Here is a 17,748-nt window from a genome sequence, read left to right as displayed (position 1 = left end):
GGCCCACTCTACGGCCGGCTGCCGCAGCCCGCTCCGTACCCGGTCAGCTCGGCCTCCAGCCTGGTCCGGTGCTCCGCCATCGCCTCGGCGTAGACGGCGAGCAGGCCAGAGACCGTACGGGTCCAGGAGAAGTTGCAGGCGTGTGCCACCGCGCCCCGGGACAGCTCCGCCCGGCGGGCCGGCGCGGGCAGCAGCCGGCCCAGGGTACGGGCCCAGTCGACCGGGTTGTGGCCGTCGACCAGCAGGCCGCTCACCTCGTCGCGGACCGCGGTGACCAGTCCGCCCACGGCAGCGGCCACCACCGGGGTACCGCAGGCCTGCGCCTCCAGGGCGACCAGCCCGAACGACTCGTTGTGCGAGGGGACCGCCACCAGGTCGGCCGCCCGGTACAGCGCCGGCAGGTCGGACCCGGTGGCCGGCGGCAGGAACCGAACGCGGTCGGCGACGCCGAGCGACGCGGCCAGCTCGATCAGGGCGGTGGGCCGGTCCAGGCCGCTCCCGCTGGGCCCACCGGCGATCACGACGGTGACCCGGGAGGCCAGTTCCTGGTCCCGCCCCCGCAGCGCGGCGATCGCGTGTACCAGCACGTCCGGCGCCTTCAGTGGCTGGATCCGGCCGACGAACGCGATCACGTACCCGTCGGTGGGCAGGCCGAGCCGGCGGCGCTCGGCCAGCCGGGTCACCGTCTCCTGCCCGGCGGCCGGGGGCCGGAACCGGTCGAGGTCCACCCCGGGTTCGACCACTGCCACCCGGCCCGGGTCGGCGTCGTACCGGGCGATCAGGTCCCGGGCCTCCACGCCCGTGTTGGCGACCAGCCGGTCGGCCTCGGCCACCACCTGCTCCTCGCCGATCACCCGGGCCTTCGGCTCCGGGCGGTCGCCGGCCGCGAGCCGGGCATTCTTGACCTTGGCAAGGGTGTGCGCGGTGTGCACCAGCGGCACTCCCCAGCGTTCCTTGGCCAGCCAGCCCACCTGACCGGAGAGCCAGTAGTGGGAGTGGATGAGGTCGTAGTGGCCGGGTGGCCGGGCCGCCTCGGCCCGGAGCACCCCGGCGGTGAACGCGCAGAGCTGGCCGGGCAGCTCCTCCTTGGTCAGCCCTTCCAGCGGGCCGGAGGCGACGTGCCGGACCTTGACGCCGGGCGCCATCTCGACCACGGGCGGCAGGTCGCGGGCGGTGGCCCGGGTGAAGATCTCGACCTCGACATCGGCCTCGGCCAACCGGCGGGCGACTTCGAGGATGTAGACGTTCATCCCACCCGCGTCACCGGTGCCGGGCTGGTGCAGCGGGGAGGTGTGCACCGAGAGGGTCGCGATCCGTCGGGGCCGGGGCCACGGCAGCGCACCACGCTGACGACCGACACCGGTGTGCATTTCCGCCACATCCGCTCCTTCTGCCACGGTTACAGGCCGTCCCGCACGACCGGCGCCCCAGAAGCAACCTCTGCGCCGGATTTCATCTTCCCGTTCAGCGGATCGACATTCCTCGGACCGTCGACCGACGTGACCCACCTCATGTGCCGGGTCCACCGACCGGCTCGACCGGCCGACGGGTCGGCGAGAATGGTCCGATGACTTCCGTCGCGATCGTCACGGGCGCCTCCAGCGGGATCGGCGCGGCCACCGCCCGCCGCCTCGCCCGGGAGGGCTTCCACGTACTCGCCGCAGCCCGCCGAGCCGACCGGCTGGCCGACCTGGTCGCCGGGATCGAGCGGGCCGGCGGCTCCGCCACCGCAGTCACCTGTGACGTGACCTCCGACGAGTCGGTGGCCGGGCTCGCCACCGCCGCCGCGCAGGCGCCCGGGCCGGTCACCCTCCTGGTCAACAACGCGGGCGGGGCGCGCGGCCTGGACCCGGTCGAGTCCGGCTCGGTCGGGGACTGGCAGTGGATGTACGACGTGAACGTGCTCGGCACGCTCCGGGTCACCCAGGCGCTGCTGCCCGCCCTGGAGTCCTCCGGTGCGGGCACGATCGTCGTGGTCAGCTCCACCGCCTGCTTCACGGTCTACGAGGGCGGTGGCGGGTACGCGGCGGCGAAGCACGCGCAGACCGCGGTGGCCGGGACGCTGCGCCTGGAGCTGTGCGGCCGTCCGGTCCGGGTCGTCGAGATCGACCCGGGCATGGTGCGGACGGACGAGTTCGGGCTGGTCCGCTTCGACGGTGACGCCGACCGCGCGGCGAGCGTGTACGCCGGGGTGGCCGAGCCGCTGGTGGCCGAGGACGTGGCCGACTGCATCGCCTGGTGCGCCACCCGTCCGCACCACGTCAACATCGACCGCCTGGTGGTCCGGCCCCTGGCCCAGGCCGCCCAGCACAAGGTGCACCGGGTCGGCTGATGGCCCGGTCCGGGCCGACGCCGACCGACGGCCGGGGCGCCACCGGGGCGACCGGCCGGAACGCGCCGCAGGGCGTGGTGACCCGGGGGACGACCAACCCCAACCGGCTGCGCCGGGTCGACAACTGGATCGCCACGACCTGCGGTGACCTGCTGCGGGACGCCGTCGATCCGCTGGTCGTCGACCTCGGCTACGGCGCCTCCCCGGTCACCGCCGTCGAGCTGCGCGCCCGGCTGGCCGCCCTGGTCCGCCCGGACGTGCGGGTGGTGGGGCTGGAGATCGACCCGCAGCGGGTCGCCGACGCGGCCCCCGCCGCCGACCCGCCCGGGTTGACCTTCGCCCGGGGCGGTTTCGAACTCGCCGGGCTGCGCCCGGTGCTGGTCCGGGCGTTCAACGTGCTCCGGCAGTACGACGAGTCGGCGGTCGACCCTGCGTGGCGGACGATGACCGGCGGGCTCGCCCCGGGTGGGGTGCTGGTGGAGGGGACCTGCGACGAACTGGGCCGGCTCGGCGCCTGGCTGCTGGTCGACGGCACCGGGCCCCGGTCACTGACCCTGGCCGCGAGGCTGTCCACCCTGGACACCCCGGCGACGTTCGCCGAGCGGCTTCCCAAGGCCCTGATCCATTACAACGTGCCCGGCGAGCCGGTGCACGCGTTCATCGCGGCGCTGGACGACGGCTGGCGTGCGGCGGCACCCTACGCGCCGTTCGGCCCCCGCCAGCGCTGGTTGCAGGCGGTCGCGGCGGTACGCGCGGCCGGCTGGCCGGTGCTGGACCGGCCGAGCCGGTGGCGGCTCGGCGAGCTGACCGTCGCCTGGCCGGCGGTCGCCCCTACCTGACGCGGGCCGGTGCCGGCGGTCGCCCCTACCTGACGCGGGCCGGTGGCGGTCAGATGACGCAGTTGACGAGTACCGGCTCGGGGTGCAGGGTCACGCCGAACCGGTCGTGCACGCCGTGCCGGATCTCCCGGGCCAGCGCCACCAGCGCGGCCGTCGACCCGTCTCCCCGGTTGGTCAGGGCGAGGGTGTGCTTGCCGGAGATGGCGACCCCGCCGGCACCCTGGTAGCCCCTGCCGAAGCCGGCCTTGTCGATCAGCCAGGCGGCGCTGACCTTCACCACTCCACCGGTACCCGGCCAGGCCGGCGGCTCGCCCAGCCCGGCGGCCCGTTCCCGGAGCAGGTCGTACCCGGCCTGGTCGAGGATGGGGTTGGTGAAGAACGAGCCGACCGACCAGGTGTCCGGGTCGTCCGCGTCGAGCACCATGCCCTTGCCGGCCCGCAGGGCCAGTACGGCGGCCCGCGCCTGGTCCAGCGGCACCTGCTCCCCCACCTCGACCCCGACGGCCCGGGCCAGTTCGGCGTAGCGGACCGGGCCGGAGAGCGGCGAGCGGGCCAGCCGGAAGTCCACCGCCAGTACCACCCAGCGGTCGCTGTACCGGAAGATGCTGGAGCGGTACGCGAAGCCGCACTCGGTACCGCTGATCTCGCCGACCGTGCCGTGGTGCCGGTCGTACACCTGCACGGCGGTGACCGTCTCGGCGACCTCCTGCCCGTACGCGCCGACGTTCTGGATGGGCGTGGCGCCCGCCGAACCGGGGATGCCGGAGAGGCACTCCAGACCGGACCAGCCGTTGCCGACCGTGGTCGCGACGAGGTCGTCCCACGGTTCACCGGCCTCGACCCGGATGGTCACCGTGTCCGCGTCCTCGGTGACGACGCGAACCCCCCGGGAGCGGATCAGCACGACGGTGCCCGGGAAACCGATGTCCCCGATCACCACATTGCTCCCACCCGCCAGGATCAGTACCTGTTCGGCACGCCCTTCCGCTTCTCGTACGTTCTGTACGATTTCCTCGGCAGTCGTCGCCACGGCCAGCCGCCCTGCCACCCCGCCCAGACGCAGCGTGGTGTATCTGGCCAGAAATCTGGCGTCGGCAGGTTCGGTGACGGCTGTCCGCTGGGCACTAACGTCTGACACGCCTTCACCCTAGGCTGAGATGCAGCCGCGCCGCCCACTGGTACGCCGGTCGCTTGGAAGGATCACGATGAGCAGACTGCACGGCAGCAAGGACTTCTGGCTCGGGGCGCTGCGGGTCGAGGGGCCGGCCTTCGGCGCGGCGGTGGCCGAGGCGCCGCCGCAGACACCGGTCCTGTCCTGCCCCGGCTGGACGGTCAGCGATCTCGCCCACCACCTGGCCCGGGGCTACGCCTGGGTCCGCTCGTTCGTCGGTTCGGGCACGACCAACCCGCCGGCCGGTCCGGGCGGGGAGACGCCCCCCGGGCTGAGCCCGGTGCAGCACTTCCAGCGGGAGTACGACCAGCTCATGGTGCTCCTCGACGGGCTCGACCCGGAGACACCGGCGTGGAACTGGGCGCCGCAGCCGAAGAAGGCCGCCTTCTGGCCCCGTCGGATGGCGCTCGAGACCGCGGTCCACCGGTGGGACGCGCAGCTCGCCATCGCCGCCGGTGAGCCGATCGAGGCGAAGCTCGCCGCCGACGGGGTCAGCGAGGTGCTGGACACCTGGCTGCCCGCCGGCCGGCGGCAGCACTCCGGGCAGTGGCACGGGGTGGTCCAGCTGGTGGCGACGGACGCCGGTCAGGAGTGGTACCTCCGGCTGCGCGGTACCGGGGTGGCCCTGCTGGACACCGACACGATCCTGGACAGCGACGACCACCACGCCCGGGCGCACGTCACCGGCACCGCGAGCGACATGCTGCTGGCGCTGTACGGCCGGATCGGTTTCGAGATGCTGGCGGTCACCGGCGACCGCACGCTGCTGGAAGGACTGCGGACCGGCTGATCCCGGGCGGCGGACCAGCGGATCCGCCGCCCGCCCGGCGGGCAGAATGACGGGGTGAACCCTCTCGCGGCCTGCCCCGTCACCGCCGGCCGGCTCCTCCTGGTCCCCCTGACGGTCGCGCACGCCGCCGAGATGGCCGGTGTGCTCGCCGACCCGGAGCTGCACACCTTCATCGGCGGCACCCCGGCCCGTCCGGACGAGCTGCGGTCCCGCTACGAGCGGCTGGTCGCGGGCTCACCCGACCCCGACGTCGACTGGCTGAACTGGGTGCTGCGGCTGACCGGACCGGACCGTCTGGTCGGCACGGTCCAGGCGACGGTCAGCCGCGCCGCGCCCGAGCCGGTCGCGGAGGTCGCCTGGGTGGTGGGGACCGCCTGGCAGCGGCAGGGCATCGCTACCGAGGCCGCCCGGGGTCTGGTCGGCTGGCTCCGGCAGCAGGGGATCCGCACGGTCATGGCGCACGTCCACCCCGACCACCACGCGTCGGCCTCGGTTGCCGCCGCCGCCGGACTCGTTCCCACCGACCACCGGCAGGACGGCGAGGTCCGGTGGGTTCTGCCGGTCGACGACCGGTCCGCCTGAGCCACTGGGTGAGGGTGCCCACCACAGCCGGTTGACTATCCCGCCACCCTCGGTGGAGGATCGACGGTGACCGGTTGGTTACCAGATACCGGAGAGCGCTCTCTTGACATCCCGGCGGGCGCGCAGCACCCTGTCGTGAGAGCGCTCTCTCGGGACGCTCCAGCGCACCCCACCACCAACCCTAGGGGGACCCTGACATGGGTGTCATTCCGCGTCGTCGGTTCGCGGCCGTGGCCGTCGCCCTGGCCGGCGTGCTCGTCGCCAGCAGCGCGTGCGGCGGCAGCGACGAGTCGCAGCAGGCCGACGGGCCGATCACGCTCACCGTTGATGTCTTCGGACAGCTCGGATACGAGAAGCTCTACCAGGAATACATGGCCGCCAACCCGAACGTGAAGATCGTCGAACGGGGTACCGGCAGCAACCTCGACGAGTACTCGCCCAAGCTGACCCAGTGGCTCGCCGCCGGCAAGGGCGCGGGCGACGTGGTCGCCATCGAGGAGGGCCTGCTCGTCGAGTACAAGGCCAACCCGCAGAACTTCGTGAACCTGCTCGACCACGGCGCCGCCGACCTCAAGGGCAACTTCCTGGAGTGGAAGTGGAACCAGGCGCTCACCGCCGACGGCAAGCAGCTGATCGGTCTCGGTACCGACGTCGGCGGCATGGCGATGTGCTACCGCAAGGACCTCTTCGCCAAGGCCGGCCTGCCCACCGACCGGGAGTCCGTGTCGAAGCTCTGGCCGACCTGGTCCGACTACGTCGCCACCGGTGAGAAGTTCAAGGCCGCCAACACCGGCGCGTCGTTCCTCGACGCCGCCACCAACACCTTCAACACCATCGTGCTCCAGACCGCCGGCAACGGACCGGGCTACCACTACTACGACATGCAGAACAACCTCGTGGTGGACAGCAACCCGGCGGTGAAGGAGGCGTACGACATCACCATGGACATCGTCGACTCCGGCCTCTCCGGCAAGTTCGGCGCCTGGTCCGAGGAGTGGGTCTCCGCCTTCAAGCAGGCCAAGTTCGCCACCATCGCCTGCCCGGCCTGGATGACCGGGGTGATCGAGGGCAACGCCGGCCCGGACGCCAAGGGCAAGTGGGACATCGCCAGCGTCCCCGGCAACGGCGGCAACTGGGGTGGCTCATTCCTCGCCGTACCGAAGCAGAGCAAGCACCAGCAGGAGGCCGTCAAGCTGGCCAAGTTCCTGACCAGCCCGCAGGGCCACATCGGCGCGTTCCAGGCCAAGGGACCGCTGCCGTCGTCGCCGCAGGCGCTCGCCGACCCGGCCATCACCGGCTCCAAGAACGCGTACTTCTCCGACGCCCCGGTCGGCCAGATTTTCGCCAAGGGCGCCAAGACCCTGAAGCCGGTCTACATGGGCCCGAAGAACCAGGCGGTCCGTACCGAGGTGGAGAACGCCGTCCGGACCGTGGAACTGGGTCAGCGGACCGCTGAGCAGGGCTGGCAGGACGCGGTCACCAACGCCAAGAAGGCCGCTGCCAAGTAACCCTGGAGAGGAACGCAGCCATGACCGTCCGTCTGGACGCGCGGCCGCCGACCGTAGAGGCCCGGGCGCAAGCCCGGGCCCCCCGGCTCCGGTTCAGCCGGTTCGACATGAAGTACTCGCCCTACCTGTATGTCGCCCCGTTCTTCGTCCTCTTCGGGATCTTCGGGCTGTACCCGCTGGTGTACACGTTCTGGGTCTCGCTGCACGACTGGGACCTGCTCGCCGCCGAGCACGACTTCGTCGGCCTGGCGAACTACACCGCGCTGATGACCGACACCGACTTCTGGCACTCGGTCGTCAACACGTTGGGCATCTTCGTCCTCTCCACGGTCCCGCAGATGCTGCTCGCCCTCTGGCTGGCCAACTGGCTCAACAGGCAGTTGCGGGCCCGGACCACGTTCCGGATGGCGGTGCTGATCCCCAACATCACCTCCACCGCCGCCGTGGCGATCGTGTTCGGCGCGCTCTTCGGCCAGCAGTTCGGCATGTTCAACTGGATGCTCGACCTGATCGGGCTGGACCCGATCGGCTGGAAGACCAACCGCTACGCCTCCTGGGCCGCCATCGCCACGATGGTGGACTGGCGGTGGACCGGCTACAACGCCCTGATCTTCCTCGCCGCGATGCAGGCCATCCCGCGTGACCTGTACGAGTCGGCGGCCATCGACGGTGCCCGGCCGGCCCGGCAGTTCTGGTCGATCACCGTTCCGCTGCTGAAGCCGACGATCATCTTCGCGGTGATCATCTCCACCATCGGCGGGCTCCAGCTCTTCACCGAGCCCCGGATGTTCCACGCGGGCACCAACCCGATCCGGGGTGGGCCCCTGCGGGAGTCGCAGACGATGACGATGTACATGTTCGAGAACGCGTTTGCCCCGCACTTCAACTTCGGATACGGCTCGGCGGTCGCCTGGTTGCTCTTCGCCCTCATCGCGATCGTGGCGCTGATCAACGTGCTGCTGATCCGCAAGCTCGGCGGCAGTGTGACGGGGGAGGACTGAGATGGCGGGTAGCAGGCTCTTCGCGGCGAGCCGGTTGACGTACTTCGCGTTGATCGTCACCGGGATCATGTCGATCTTCCCGATCTACTGGATGTTCGTCGTGGCCACCCGGTCCAGTGACGCCATGGGCCAACTGCCGCCGCCGGTCACCCCGGGCGGCAACTTCGGCGCCAACGTGGCCAAGCTGTTCAGCAACACCGACGCGTACTTCCTCACCGGTCTGATCAACTCGGCGATCGTCTCCGTCTCGGTCACCACGTCGGTGGTCTTCTTCTCCACCCTCGCCGGGTTCGCCTTCGCCAAACTGCGCTTCCGGGGCCGCAACGCGCTGCTGGTGGTGATCGTCGCGACCATGATGGTCCCCACCCAGCTCGGCGTGATCCCGCTGTACATGCTCATGACGAAGTTGAACTGGAACGACCGGCTGCCGGCGGTCATCGTGCCCGCCCTGGTCACCGGTTTCGGGGTGTTCATGATGCGCCAGTACGCCAGCCAGGCGGTCAGCAACGAGCTGATCGAGGCGGCCCGGATGGACGGCTGCAACACCGCCCGCATCTACTGGAACGTGGTGCTGCCGGCACTGCGCCCGGCGGCGGCGGTGCTCGGGCTGCTGACGTTCATGACCACCTGGAACGACTTCCTGTGGCCGTACGCGGTGCTCAACGACCCGGAGAACCCCACCGTGCAGCTCTCGTTGCGGGCCCTCTCCGACGGGTACTACACGGACATGTCGCAGGTGTTCACCGGTACGGCGATCGCCACCCTGCCCCTGCTGCTCGTCTTCGTCCTCTTCGGCCGCCAGATCATCGGCGGCATCATGGAAGGTGCGGTCAAGGCTTGAACGAGATCCGTTTCCCCGAGAACTTCATCTGGGGTGCGGCCACCGCCGCCTTCCAGATCGAGGGCGCCGCCCAGGAGGACGGGCGCGGCCCGTCCATCTGGGACACCTTCTGCCGCACCCCGGGCAAGGTGTACGCCGGGCACACCGGCGACGTCGCCTGCGATCACTACCACCGGTACCCGGACGACGTGGCACTGATGGCGGAGCTGGGGCTCCAGGCGTACCGTTTCTCGGTCGCCTGGCCGCGGATCCAGCCGGACGGCAGCGGCCCGATCAACCCGCGCGGCCTGGACTTCTACGACCGCCTCGTGGACACCCTGATCGCGCGGGGTATCGACCCGATCGTCACGCTCTACCACTGGGACCTGCCGCAGACGCTCCAGGACCGGGGCGGCTGGCTCAGCCGGGAGACCGCCGAACACTTCGCCGAGTACGCCACCGCGGTCCACACCCGGCTCGGTGACCGGGTCCGCACCTGGACCACCCTCAACGAGCCGTGGTGCTCGTCCTACCTCGGCTACGGCAACGGGGTGCACGCCCCCGGCCAGCAGGATCCGGCGGCGGCCTTCACCGCCATCCACCACCTGCTGCTCGGGCACGGCCTGGCGGCCGGGGCGCTGCGCGCGGCCGGCGCGGAGGTCGTCGGCATCACGCTCAACCCGACCGACGTGCAGCCCGCCGACCCGACCAGTGCCGACGACGCCGAGGCGGTCCGCCTGGTCGACGGCATGCACAACCGGATCTTCCTCGACCCGCTGCTGAGGGGCGCGTACCCGGAGGACATGCTGACGCACCTCGCCCGGTACGTCGACCCGGCGACCTTCATCCGCGACGAGGACGAGAAGCTCATCGCCGCCCCGGTCGACCTGCTCGGGATCAACTACTACTCACCGACCTACGTCGCCTGGCGGCCGGGGGCGGCGGGTGACGACAAGTACCCGGGTACCGAGGGGAAGGTGCACTTCCTTCCGGCCAACGGTCCGGTCACCGACATGGGCTGGCTGATCGAGGCGGACGGACTGACCCGGCTGCTGGAACGGCTCGGCCGGGACTACCCGGGGGTACCACTGATGATCACCGAGAACGGCGCGGCCTTCGCCGACCGGCCGCGCTACGACCCGGCCGTGGACGACGGCGAGATGCGGGATCCGGACCGGATCGCCTACCTCGACGGGCACCTCCGGGCCGCGCACACCGCGCTCGCCCGGGGCGTGGACCTGCGCGGTTATCTCGTATGGTCACTGCTGGACAACTTCGAGTGGGCGGAAGGGTACCGTAAGCGTTTCGGAATCGTCCATGTCGACTACCTGACCCAGCGGCGGACACCGAAGGCGAGCGCCCGCTGGTATCAGGAGGTGATCGCCCGGAACGGGCTGTGACGATGGTGGGGGTGTGACGATGGTGGGGGGTGGCATGACGACCGCGCAACGGCCGACGCTGGAGGCGGTGGCGCGGCGGGCCGGGGTCTCCCGGGCCACCGTCTCCCGCGTGGTGAACGGCTCCACCACCGTCGCCGAGGACATCCAGGAGGCGGTCCGCCGGGCGGTGGCCGAGCTGGGGTACGTCCCCAACCTGGCCGCCCGCACCCTGGTCACCCAGCGGACCGACTCGATCGCACTGATCATGCCGGAGGCGGCCACCCGGGTCTTCTCCGACGACCAGGTCTTCCCCGGCATCATCCAGGGCGTCAGTCAGGAGTTGGAGGCCGCCGACAAGCAGCTCGTGCTGATGCTGGCCGGGTCGGCGGCCGGCCACCACCGGGTCGAGCGGTACGCGCTGGGCCGGCACGTCGACGGGGTGCTCTTCGCCTCGCTGCACGGCGCCGACCCGCTGCCCGGCACCCTGGCCCGGGCCGGCATCCCGGCGGTGTGCAGCGGGCGCCCGCTCGACGACTCCGTCCCCTACGTCGACGTCGACCACCTGGGCGGGGTGAGCCGGGCGGTGGCGTACCTGCTCGACGCCGGTCGACAGCGGATCGCCACCATCGCCGGCCCACAGGACATGGTGGCCGGTATCGAACGTCTCGCCGGTTACCGGGACACCCTGGTCGCCGCCGGGCACCCACCGCTGGTCGCGGTCGGCGACTTCACCCGGGAATCCGGCGCGGTGGCGATGCGGCAGCTCCTCGACCAGCACCCCGACCTGGACGCGGTCTTCGCCGCCTCCGACCTGATGGCCCACGGCGCGCTGCGTACGCTGCGCGAAGCCGGCCGGCGGGTGCCGGAAGACGTGGCGATCATCGGCTTCGACGACATCGAGATGGCCGCCTACACCGACCCGCCGCTGACCACGGTCCGCCAGCCGATCCGGCAGATCGGCCGGGAGATGACCCGGCTGCTGCTCCGGCTCGCCGCCGGGCAACCGATCGACCGCGCGGTGATCCTGCCCACCGAGCTGATCGTCCGCGACTCCGCCTGACGGGTACGGGCGGCGCCCCTTCCTACGTTCGCAGGAAGGGGCGCCGATCAGTGGTACGCCGGTCAGCTCAGTCCTCGATGCTGCGCCTGCGCCACATCACCATGAGCACCGTGCCGGCTACGACGAACAGCGCACCGACGGCCACCAGTGGCACCAGCTCACCCGGGCCGGTCTTCGGCAGTTCTGGCTTGTGGGTGGGCTTGTGGGTGGGCTTGTGCGTCGCCGTCGGGCTCACCGTGGGACTCGCTGTGGGGCTCGCCGTGGGGCTCGCCGTGGGGCTGGGTGACGCACCGGCCGCACAGGTGGCGGACAGTACGAAGAACTCCGCAGTGCCCGAGATGACCGCAGTGGCGCTGAGAAGTGTGTAGCCGGCGGGCAACCGGATCCACGCCTTGCTCGTACCCATGTCGTTCACGATCGTCCCGCCGTCGGTCGGGATGGTCACGGTCACGTTTCCGTTGCCGCTGTCGAACGTGGCCGTCACCGACTCGAAGACGCCGGTGGTCTGCGGGTTTCCGGGCAGGTTGAAGATCCAGACGTCCTCACTCGGATGGGGTCCGCCCCCCAGGTCCCGATTACAGCCCTGTGCGAAGTCGGCAGCAGTGGTGGGCACATTGCCCGGGTTGATGTTGATGGTCGTCTGGGCAATGGCCGGCGCCATCGAGCCAAGCAGCAGCGCGCCGGCCGTGGCCCCGACAGCGACCAGACGGGTAAGTGCAGTTCTCATCGGTAATCCCCCGCATGTCCTCAAATAGACGCCTACGTCGCACTACATGGTAGTGAGGATGATTTGTGCCTTTTATCGCTTCGGCAAGATTCGGAGCACTGTTTCCTTGAAAAATCCTCACCAATTCCTTGAAAAATCCTCACCAGGCCGGCGCCCGGGCCGGGTAGGTTCCCCGGATGCCCGCTGCACACCTGATCCGCGTGCCCGCACTCGCCGACGCCCCCTACGCGTACGCAGCCACCGTCACCCCGGCGGCCCGGCTGATCCACACCGCAGGAGCCTGTCCGCTGGACCCCACCGGCGCCACCGTCGCCCCGGGTGACTTCGCCGGTCAGGCGGAACAGGTGATGACGAACCTGGCGGCCGCGCTCGCCGCAGCCGGTGCCCGGCTCACCGACGTGGTGAAAACCACCGTCTACGTCGCCTCGACCGACCGGGCCGACCTGGTCACGGTCTGGGACGTGGTCCGGGACAGGTTCGGCGACCACGATCCGCCGAGCACCCTGCTGGGCGTGGCCGTCCTCGGCTACCCCGACCAGCTCGTCGAGGTCGAAGCGGTCGCCGCGGTCCGGGAGGGTGCCGAGTGCTGATCCGGACCGCCGTACCGACCGACGCGCCCGCCGTGGTGGCGCTCCGCGCGCTGGTCTACCCGTACCTGGTGCGGGGGGTCGAATCCACCCGTCGCATGATCACCGAACCGCCACCCGGCGAGCACTGGACGGCCTTCGTGGCCGAGGTCGACAGCCGGGTCGTCGGTTGGGTCTCGGCGTACCGGAACAGGACCTCCTCGGTCCCGGACATCGGGGAGATATCCCTGCTCCACGTGCACCCCCGACACCGGAACACCGGGCTCGGCAGCGCACTGCTGGCCCGGGCACTAGGGCACCTGCGCCCGCTCGGCGTCCGTCGGGTCCGCACCTGGGCGTTGACCGAGGCGCTGCCGTTCGCCGCGAAACACGGCTTCGAGGCGAGCCGTGAGCTGCGCTACTCGGCCCTGGACCTGCGGGACGTACCACCGCTGCCGGCGGCCCCGGAGGGCGTCCGGCTCGTACCGCTGACGGAACTGGACCCCCGGCGGCTGCACGCGGCCTACGTGGCCGCCAGCGCCGACGAGCCCAACGACGTACCCCACGACGCGCTCTCCTACGAGACCTGGCGGTACGAGGTCTGGGACAACCTGGGCCTGGACCGCAACGCCAGCACCGCCGCCGACTGCGCGGGCACGCTGGCGTCGTTCTCGCTGGTGAAACGGGACGGTGACCGGATGTGGTCGGACATGACCGCGACGCTGCCGGCGTACCGGGGTCGCGGGCTGGCCCGGCTGGCGAAGCTGGCGGCGTTGCACCGGGCCGCCGCCGACGGGGTACGGACCGCCTACACGTCGAACGACGAGGCGAACAAGCCGATGCTCGCGGTCAACCAGCGGCTCGGCTACCGCCCGGTGGCGACCCAGTGGTCCTGCCTGGCTGACCTTCCGACCTGAGTCAGTCCTCGGCGGACACCTGCTGCCCGGTGCTGTCCCCCTCGACCAGGATGATCTCCACGTCACACCTCCTCGACCGGCTGGCCCAGCGACCGCCGGGTGAGGAGGGTGGCTCCGGCGACCGCCGCCGGCATGATCAGTACCGCGCCGAGCGGGATCAGGAAACAGACGAAGACGGCCGTCCCGAATCCGAGGGACATGGTTCGGTTGGTCCCCAGCACCCGACGCCGGTCCGGCAGGCCCATGCCCCGCCGCTGGAAGGACGCGCCCACCAGTTCCAGCGCCAGGAACCAGCCGCCCACCGCCACGCCGATGGCGGGTACCACGGTCTGCCCGACCACCGGGATGAAGCCGGCCACGAAGAGCGGGACGCCGACCAGGGCCGATACCGCGACCAGGCGTACCGAGTCGGCGGCACTGCGCCGCAGCGCCTTCCAGAACGGCACCTCCACCTGATCCGGGGTGCCGCCGTACCGCTGCTCCACCAGTTCCGAGATCCGCTCGTAGAACGGGTCGCCGATGAGCAGCGTGAGCGCGGTGAAGGTGACCACGGCGAGCAACCCGCCGACGCCGAGCAGGGCCAGCCCGGCGACCACCCGGACAGTGTTGCGCAGACCCGTGGACCAGTCGTCGGCGAACGGGGTGACCAACGCGGCCAACTCGTCGACGAACCACACCAGCGCGACGAACGCGCCGAGCAGGAGGATGCCGGAGAGCAGCGCGGGCACGATGCCGAGCAGGACCAGTTTCGGGCTGCGGGCATAGACCGCGAGGCCACGCAGGAGCAGGCCGGCACCGGAGAGGAACTGGCCTGCCGCGCCGGTCACCGGCGCCACCACCGAAGGGGAGTTCACGAGCCGGAAGCCTAGTGGCCGGCCGGCGGCCGGGTGCGGTGGAGCGGTGACAAGGGGCGGGAGTGTTAACCGGGGGCCCTTCCTATACCAAAAGCGTTAAGCGGGGGCCCTTCCTTACATCCACCAGGTGGTGGATGTTGGGGATCCACCGGGGCCGGGCCGGATCGCCGCCCGCTGGTTGATCCACAGCCGGGTCGGCGCGGGGATGCTTGATCGCGTACGACACCCGGGGCGGAGGGCGGCGTCATGCCGGTCATCGAGGTGACCAACCTGCATAAGAGGTACGGCGATCGGATCGCCGTACACGACGTCTCGTTCCGGGTGGAGCGGGGTGAGATCTTCGGCATCCTCGGCCCGAACGGCGCCGGTAAGACCACCACCGTGGAGTGCGTAGCCGGGCTCCGGGTCCCCGACGGGGGCGGGGTGTCGGTCCTCGGACTCGACCCCCGCAGGGACGCGGCCCGGCTACGCCACCGGGTCGGGGTGCAGTTGCAGGAGAGCCAGCTACCGGACCGGATCCGGGTACGGGAGGCACTCGATCTCTACGCCTCGTTCTACCGGGCACCCGCCGACCGGGATCGGCTCCTGGCCGATCTGGGCCTGGCCAACCAGCGGAACAGTGCGTACCGGTCGCTCTCCGGCGGGCAGAAGCAACGGCTGTCCATCGCGTTGGCGCTGGTCGGGAACCCGGAGGTCGCCATCCTCGACGAGTTGACCACCGGGCTGGACCCGCAGGGCCGCCTGGAGACCTGGGAACTCGTCGAACAGGTCCGGGACAGGGGGGTGACGGTGCTGCTGGTGACCCATCTGATGGCCGAGGCCGAACGGCTCTGCGACCGGATCGCGGTGATCGACGCGGGTCGGGTGGTCGCCATCGACACCCCGGCCGGTCTGGTCGGCCGTGTCGTACCGGAGCAGCGGATCCGGTTCCGGCCGGACGGGGAACTGGACGACGGGCTCCTCGCCGACCTGCCGGAGGTGACCTCGGTCCGGCGGGTCGGTGGGCAGGTCGTCGTCACCGGTACCGGCAACGTGCTGCACGCGGTCACCTCGGTACTGGCCCGCAGCCGGATCGTCGTGGCCGACCTGCGGCTGGACCAACCCACCCTCGACGACGCGCTGCTCCGCCTGATCGGACCGGAGGCCGACCGGTGACCGGGTTCGGTCGGATCCTGCTCGTGGAAACCCGGCTCCAGCTGCGGGACATCCCGATGCTGGTCTTCTCGGTGGCCCTGCCCACGGTCATCCTGGTCCTGCTCGGCGCGGTACCGGCGCTGCGCCGGCCCGACCCGCTCTTCGAGGGGCACAGCCTGGTCGCGTACCTCGCCCCGTCGCTGCTGATCATCTCGCTGGCCATGGCGGGGTTGAACGCCCTGCCGAACGTGCTGGCCGGGTACCGGGAACGCGGGGTCCTGCGTCGCCTGTCGACCACCCCGGCCGCGCCGGTCAGCCTGCTCGCCGCCCAGCTGGTGGTCAACCTGGCCATCGCGGTGCTCGGCGCGGTACTGCTGATCGGGGTGGGCCGGTTGTTCTTCGGGATCCCCCTGCCCCGGGCGCCGTTCGGGTTCGCGGTCGCCTTCCTGCTCGGTACCGGTGCGCTGTTCGCCCTCGGACTGCTGGTCGCGGCGGTGGCGCGGAGCACCCGGACGGCGGCCGGGCTCTCCACGGCGCTGAACATGTCGACCATGTTCCTCGGCGGCGTGTACCTGCCCCGGTTCCTCCTGCCCGACGTGGTGGTCCGGATCGGGGACGTCACCCCGCCGGGGGTACGGCCCCTGCTGGACGCCTGGAGCGGGACGCCGCCACAGCCGGCGCACCTGGCCATAATGGCAACGGTCACGGTCCTCGCCGGGGCGTTGGCCGCGAAGCTGTTCCGTTGGGAGTGAGCAGGCCACCGATGAGCACCACCGCGGAGCGGGTCCGTCGCCTGGCCACCTGGGAGGAACGGTTGACCGTCCTCTACCGGTTCCTGCCGTACCTCACCCTGGCGGTCTCGGCGCTGCTGTCCACGGTCACCGGTACGCCGCAACTGGCCGGCACGCTCGCCATCTCGGCGGTGGCCGCCGGTTGGGTCACCTGGTTCATCGTGCTGCACCCGGGCTGGACCTCCCGACGCCGGCTGATGGCGGTCTACTACGTCGGCCTGCTGGCCTTCGCCGCGGTGCTGGTGCTGCGCAGTCCCTGGTACGGCTTCTTCGCCTGGGTGGGGTTCGTACACGCGTTCCTCGCCCTGCCCAACGGCTGGCGGTTCGCCGGGGTGGCCGGCTCGGCGGTCCTGGTCGCCACCGCGCAGAGCGGTGGTCTCCCCGGCAACGGCGGACACTGGCTGTTCTGGACGGTGATCCTGCTGTTCAACCTCGGCGTGGCCAGTGCGGTGAGCTGGTTCAACTCGGTCACCGAGCAGCAGCACGCCAACCGGAAACGGCTGGTCGAGGAGCTTGCCGAGGCCAACCGGAGGCTGGCCGAGACCATGCGGGAGAACGAGGGACTGCATGCTCAACTGCTGGTCCAGGCGCGGGAGGCCGGTGTCCTGGACGAGCGGCAGCGGATGGCCCGGGAGATCCACGACACCCTCGCCCAGGGTCTGATCGGGGTGGTCACCCAGTTGGAGGCGGCGGAGCAGGCCCGCGACCGGCGCGGGGACTGGCAACGGCACGTCGGGTACGCCGCCGCGCTGGCCCGGGAGAGCCTGGCGGAGGCCCGGCGCTCGGTCCGGGCGGTACGCCCCGAACCGCTGGAGACCGCCCGGCTGCCGGACGCGCTGGCCGAGCTGACCCGGCGCTGGTCGGTACGACACGATGTCACCGCCGAGCTGGTCACCACGGGTACGCCCCGCCGGCTGCACCCGGAGGTGGAGGTGACCCTGCTGCGGGCCGGTCAGGAGGCGTTGGCCAACGTCGCCCGGCACGCCGCCGCGACCCGGGTCGGGCTGACCCTGTCCTACATGGAGGATGTGGTCACCCTGGATGTACGCGACGACGGGGTGGGTTTCCGGCCGGAGCGGGTCGGCACCGGTGACGACCGGTCCGGGTCGGATGGTGTCGGGCCCGATGGTGTCGGGTTGGGTGGTTTCGGGTTGACCGCGATGCGGCAACGGGTCGACGGGGTGGGCGGTGAACTGGTGATCGAGTCCGAGCCGGGGGCGGGTACGGCGGTCTGCGCGTCCGTCCCGGTGCTCCCCGGGGCCGCCCGATGATCACGG

Annotated in this window: 18 protein-coding genes; 14 read left to right on the top strand and 4 right to left on the bottom strand. The window is 71.2% G+C overall.

Features of this window, described 5'->3' with window-relative positions:
* Positions 1-8: 8 nt before the first annotated feature.
* Positions 9-1,379: a D-inositol-3-phosphate glycosyltransferase gene (mshA, locus tag V6U90_RS02475; protein WP_334430907.1), complete on the bottom strand. Its 1,371-nt coding sequence runs from the start codon at positions 1,377-1,379 to the stop codon at positions 9-11.
* Between the two features lie 188 nt (positions 1,380-1,567).
* Here mshA and V6U90_RS02470 point away from each other — a divergent pair, with 188 nt between their 5' ends.
* Positions 1,568-2,332, top strand: coding sequence for an SDR family oxidoreductase (locus V6U90_RS02470; protein ID WP_334430906.1), 765 nt, complete (start codon positions 1,568-1,570; stop codon positions 2,330-2,332).
* A complete protein-coding gene (locus tag V6U90_RS02465; RefSeq protein WP_334430905.1) occupies positions 2,332-3,171 on the top strand; it encodes a class I SAM-dependent methyltransferase in 840 nt (279 codons plus the stop codon). Before V6U90_RS02470 ends, V6U90_RS02465 begins: the two co-directional genes overlap by 1 nt.
* A 49-nt stretch (positions 3,172-3,220) precedes the next feature.
* On the opposite strand, the gene V6U90_RS02460 is transcribed toward V6U90_RS02465, so the two are convergent.
* Positions 3,221-4,309, bottom strand: coding sequence for a UDP-N-acetylmuramate dehydrogenase (locus V6U90_RS02460; RefSeq protein WP_442933508.1), 1,089 nt, complete (start codon positions 4,307-4,309; stop codon positions 3,221-3,223).
* A gap of 67 nt (positions 4,310-4,376) precedes the next feature.
* Between V6U90_RS02460 and V6U90_RS02455 the strand changes: the two genes are divergently transcribed.
* From V6U90_RS02455 to V6U90_RS02425, 7 genes are all read left to right on the top strand, one after another.
* Entirely contained in the window at positions 4,377-5,132 is a 756-nt protein-coding gene (locus tag V6U90_RS02455) for a maleylpyruvate isomerase family mycothiol-dependent enzyme (RefSeq protein WP_334430904.1), read from the top strand.
* A 54-nt stretch (positions 5,133-5,186) separates the two neighbouring features.
* The gene (locus tag V6U90_RS02450) at positions 5,187-5,714 is read left to right on the top strand and encodes a GNAT family N-acetyltransferase (protein ID WP_334430903.1); all 528 of its coding nucleotides are present in this window, start codon (positions 5,187-5,189) and stop codon (positions 5,712-5,714) included.
* A 197-nt stretch (positions 5,715-5,911) separates the two neighbouring features.
* Entirely contained in the window at positions 5,912-7,222 is a 1,311-nt protein-coding gene (locus V6U90_RS02445) for an ABC transporter substrate-binding protein (RefSeq protein WP_334430902.1), read from the top strand.
* 20 nt (positions 7,223-7,242) lie between these two features.
* Positions 7,243-8,223 (top strand): carbohydrate ABC transporter permease, encoded by a 981-nt coding sequence (locus V6U90_RS02440; protein WP_334430901.1) that lies wholly within the window; start codon positions 7,243-7,245, stop codon positions 8,221-8,223.
* Position 8,224: 1 nt separating this feature from the next.
* Positions 8,225-9,064 carry a carbohydrate ABC transporter permease gene (locus tag V6U90_RS02435; RefSeq protein WP_334430900.1) on the top strand — a complete coding sequence of 280 codons (840 nt, stop codon included), beginning with the start codon at positions 8,225-8,227 and terminating at the stop codon, positions 9,062-9,064.
* Positions 9,061-10,443 carry a GH1 family beta-glucosidase gene (locus tag V6U90_RS02430; RefSeq protein ID WP_334430899.1) on the top strand — a complete coding sequence of 461 codons (1,383 nt, stop codon included), beginning with the start codon at positions 9,061-9,063 and terminating at the stop codon, positions 10,441-10,443. The genes V6U90_RS02435 and V6U90_RS02430 overlap by 4 nt, the downstream gene beginning before the upstream one ends.
* 34 nt (positions 10,444-10,477) lie before the next feature.
* Positions 10,478-11,482 carry a LacI family DNA-binding transcriptional regulator gene (locus tag V6U90_RS02425; RefSeq protein WP_334430898.1) on the top strand — a complete coding sequence of 335 codons (1,005 nt, stop codon included), beginning with the start codon at positions 10,478-10,480 and terminating at the stop codon, positions 11,480-11,482.
* Between the two features lie 67 nt (positions 11,483-11,549).
* Here V6U90_RS02425 and V6U90_RS02420 read toward each other — a convergent pair whose 3' ends face one another.
* Entirely contained in the window at positions 11,550-12,209 is a 660-nt protein-coding gene (locus V6U90_RS02420) for an LPXTG cell wall anchor domain-containing protein (RefSeq protein WP_334430897.1), read from the bottom strand.
* 176 nt (positions 12,210-12,385) lie between these two features.
* Here V6U90_RS02420 and V6U90_RS02415 point away from each other — a divergent pair, with 176 nt between their 5' ends.
* Together V6U90_RS02415 and V6U90_RS02410 are read left to right on the top strand one after the other, a co-directional pair.
* Positions 12,386-12,799: a RidA family protein gene (locus V6U90_RS02415; protein WP_334430896.1), complete on the top strand. Its 414-nt coding sequence runs from the start codon at positions 12,386-12,388 to the stop codon at positions 12,797-12,799.
* Positions 12,793-13,692, top strand: coding sequence for a GNAT family N-acetyltransferase (locus V6U90_RS02410; RefSeq protein ID WP_334430895.1), 900 nt, complete (start codon positions 12,793-12,795; stop codon positions 13,690-13,692). Before V6U90_RS02415 ends, V6U90_RS02410 begins: the two co-directional genes overlap by 7 nt.
* Before the next feature lie 62 nt (positions 13,693-13,754).
* Here the strand turns inward: V6U90_RS02410 and V6U90_RS02405 are convergent, their stop codons facing one another.
* Entirely contained in the window at positions 13,755-14,546 is a 792-nt protein-coding gene (locus V6U90_RS02405; protein ID WP_334430894.1) for an EI24 domain-containing protein, read from the bottom strand.
* 246 nt (positions 14,547-14,792) lie between these two features.
* Between V6U90_RS02405 and V6U90_RS02400 the strand changes: the two genes are divergently transcribed.
* From V6U90_RS02400 to V6U90_RS02390, 3 genes are read left to right on the top strand one after another with little or no spacing between them, the layout of a single operon-like run.
* Positions 14,793-15,701 (top strand): ABC transporter ATP-binding protein, encoded by a 909-nt coding sequence (locus tag V6U90_RS02400; protein ID WP_334430893.1) that lies wholly within the window; start codon positions 14,793-14,795, stop codon positions 15,699-15,701.
* On the top strand, positions 15,698-16,432 hold the full coding sequence (locus tag V6U90_RS02395) for an ABC transporter permease (protein WP_334430892.1): 735 nt from the start codon (positions 15,698-15,700) through the stop codon (positions 16,430-16,432). Before V6U90_RS02400 ends, V6U90_RS02395 begins: the two co-directional genes overlap by 4 nt.
* 11 nt (positions 16,433-16,443) lie before the next feature.
* On the top strand, positions 16,444-17,742 hold the full coding sequence (locus tag V6U90_RS02390) for a sensor histidine kinase (protein ID WP_334430891.1): 1,299 nt from the start codon (positions 16,444-16,446) through the stop codon (positions 17,740-17,742).
* Positions 17,743-17,748 lie beyond the last annotated feature (6 nt).

The organism is Micromonospora sp. CPCC 206060, from assembly GCF_036906895.1.
Lineage (GTDB): Bacteria > Actinomycetota > Actinomycetes > Mycobacteriales > Micromonosporaceae > Micromonospora.
This window is presented reverse-complemented; position numbering and strand designations above follow the sequence as displayed.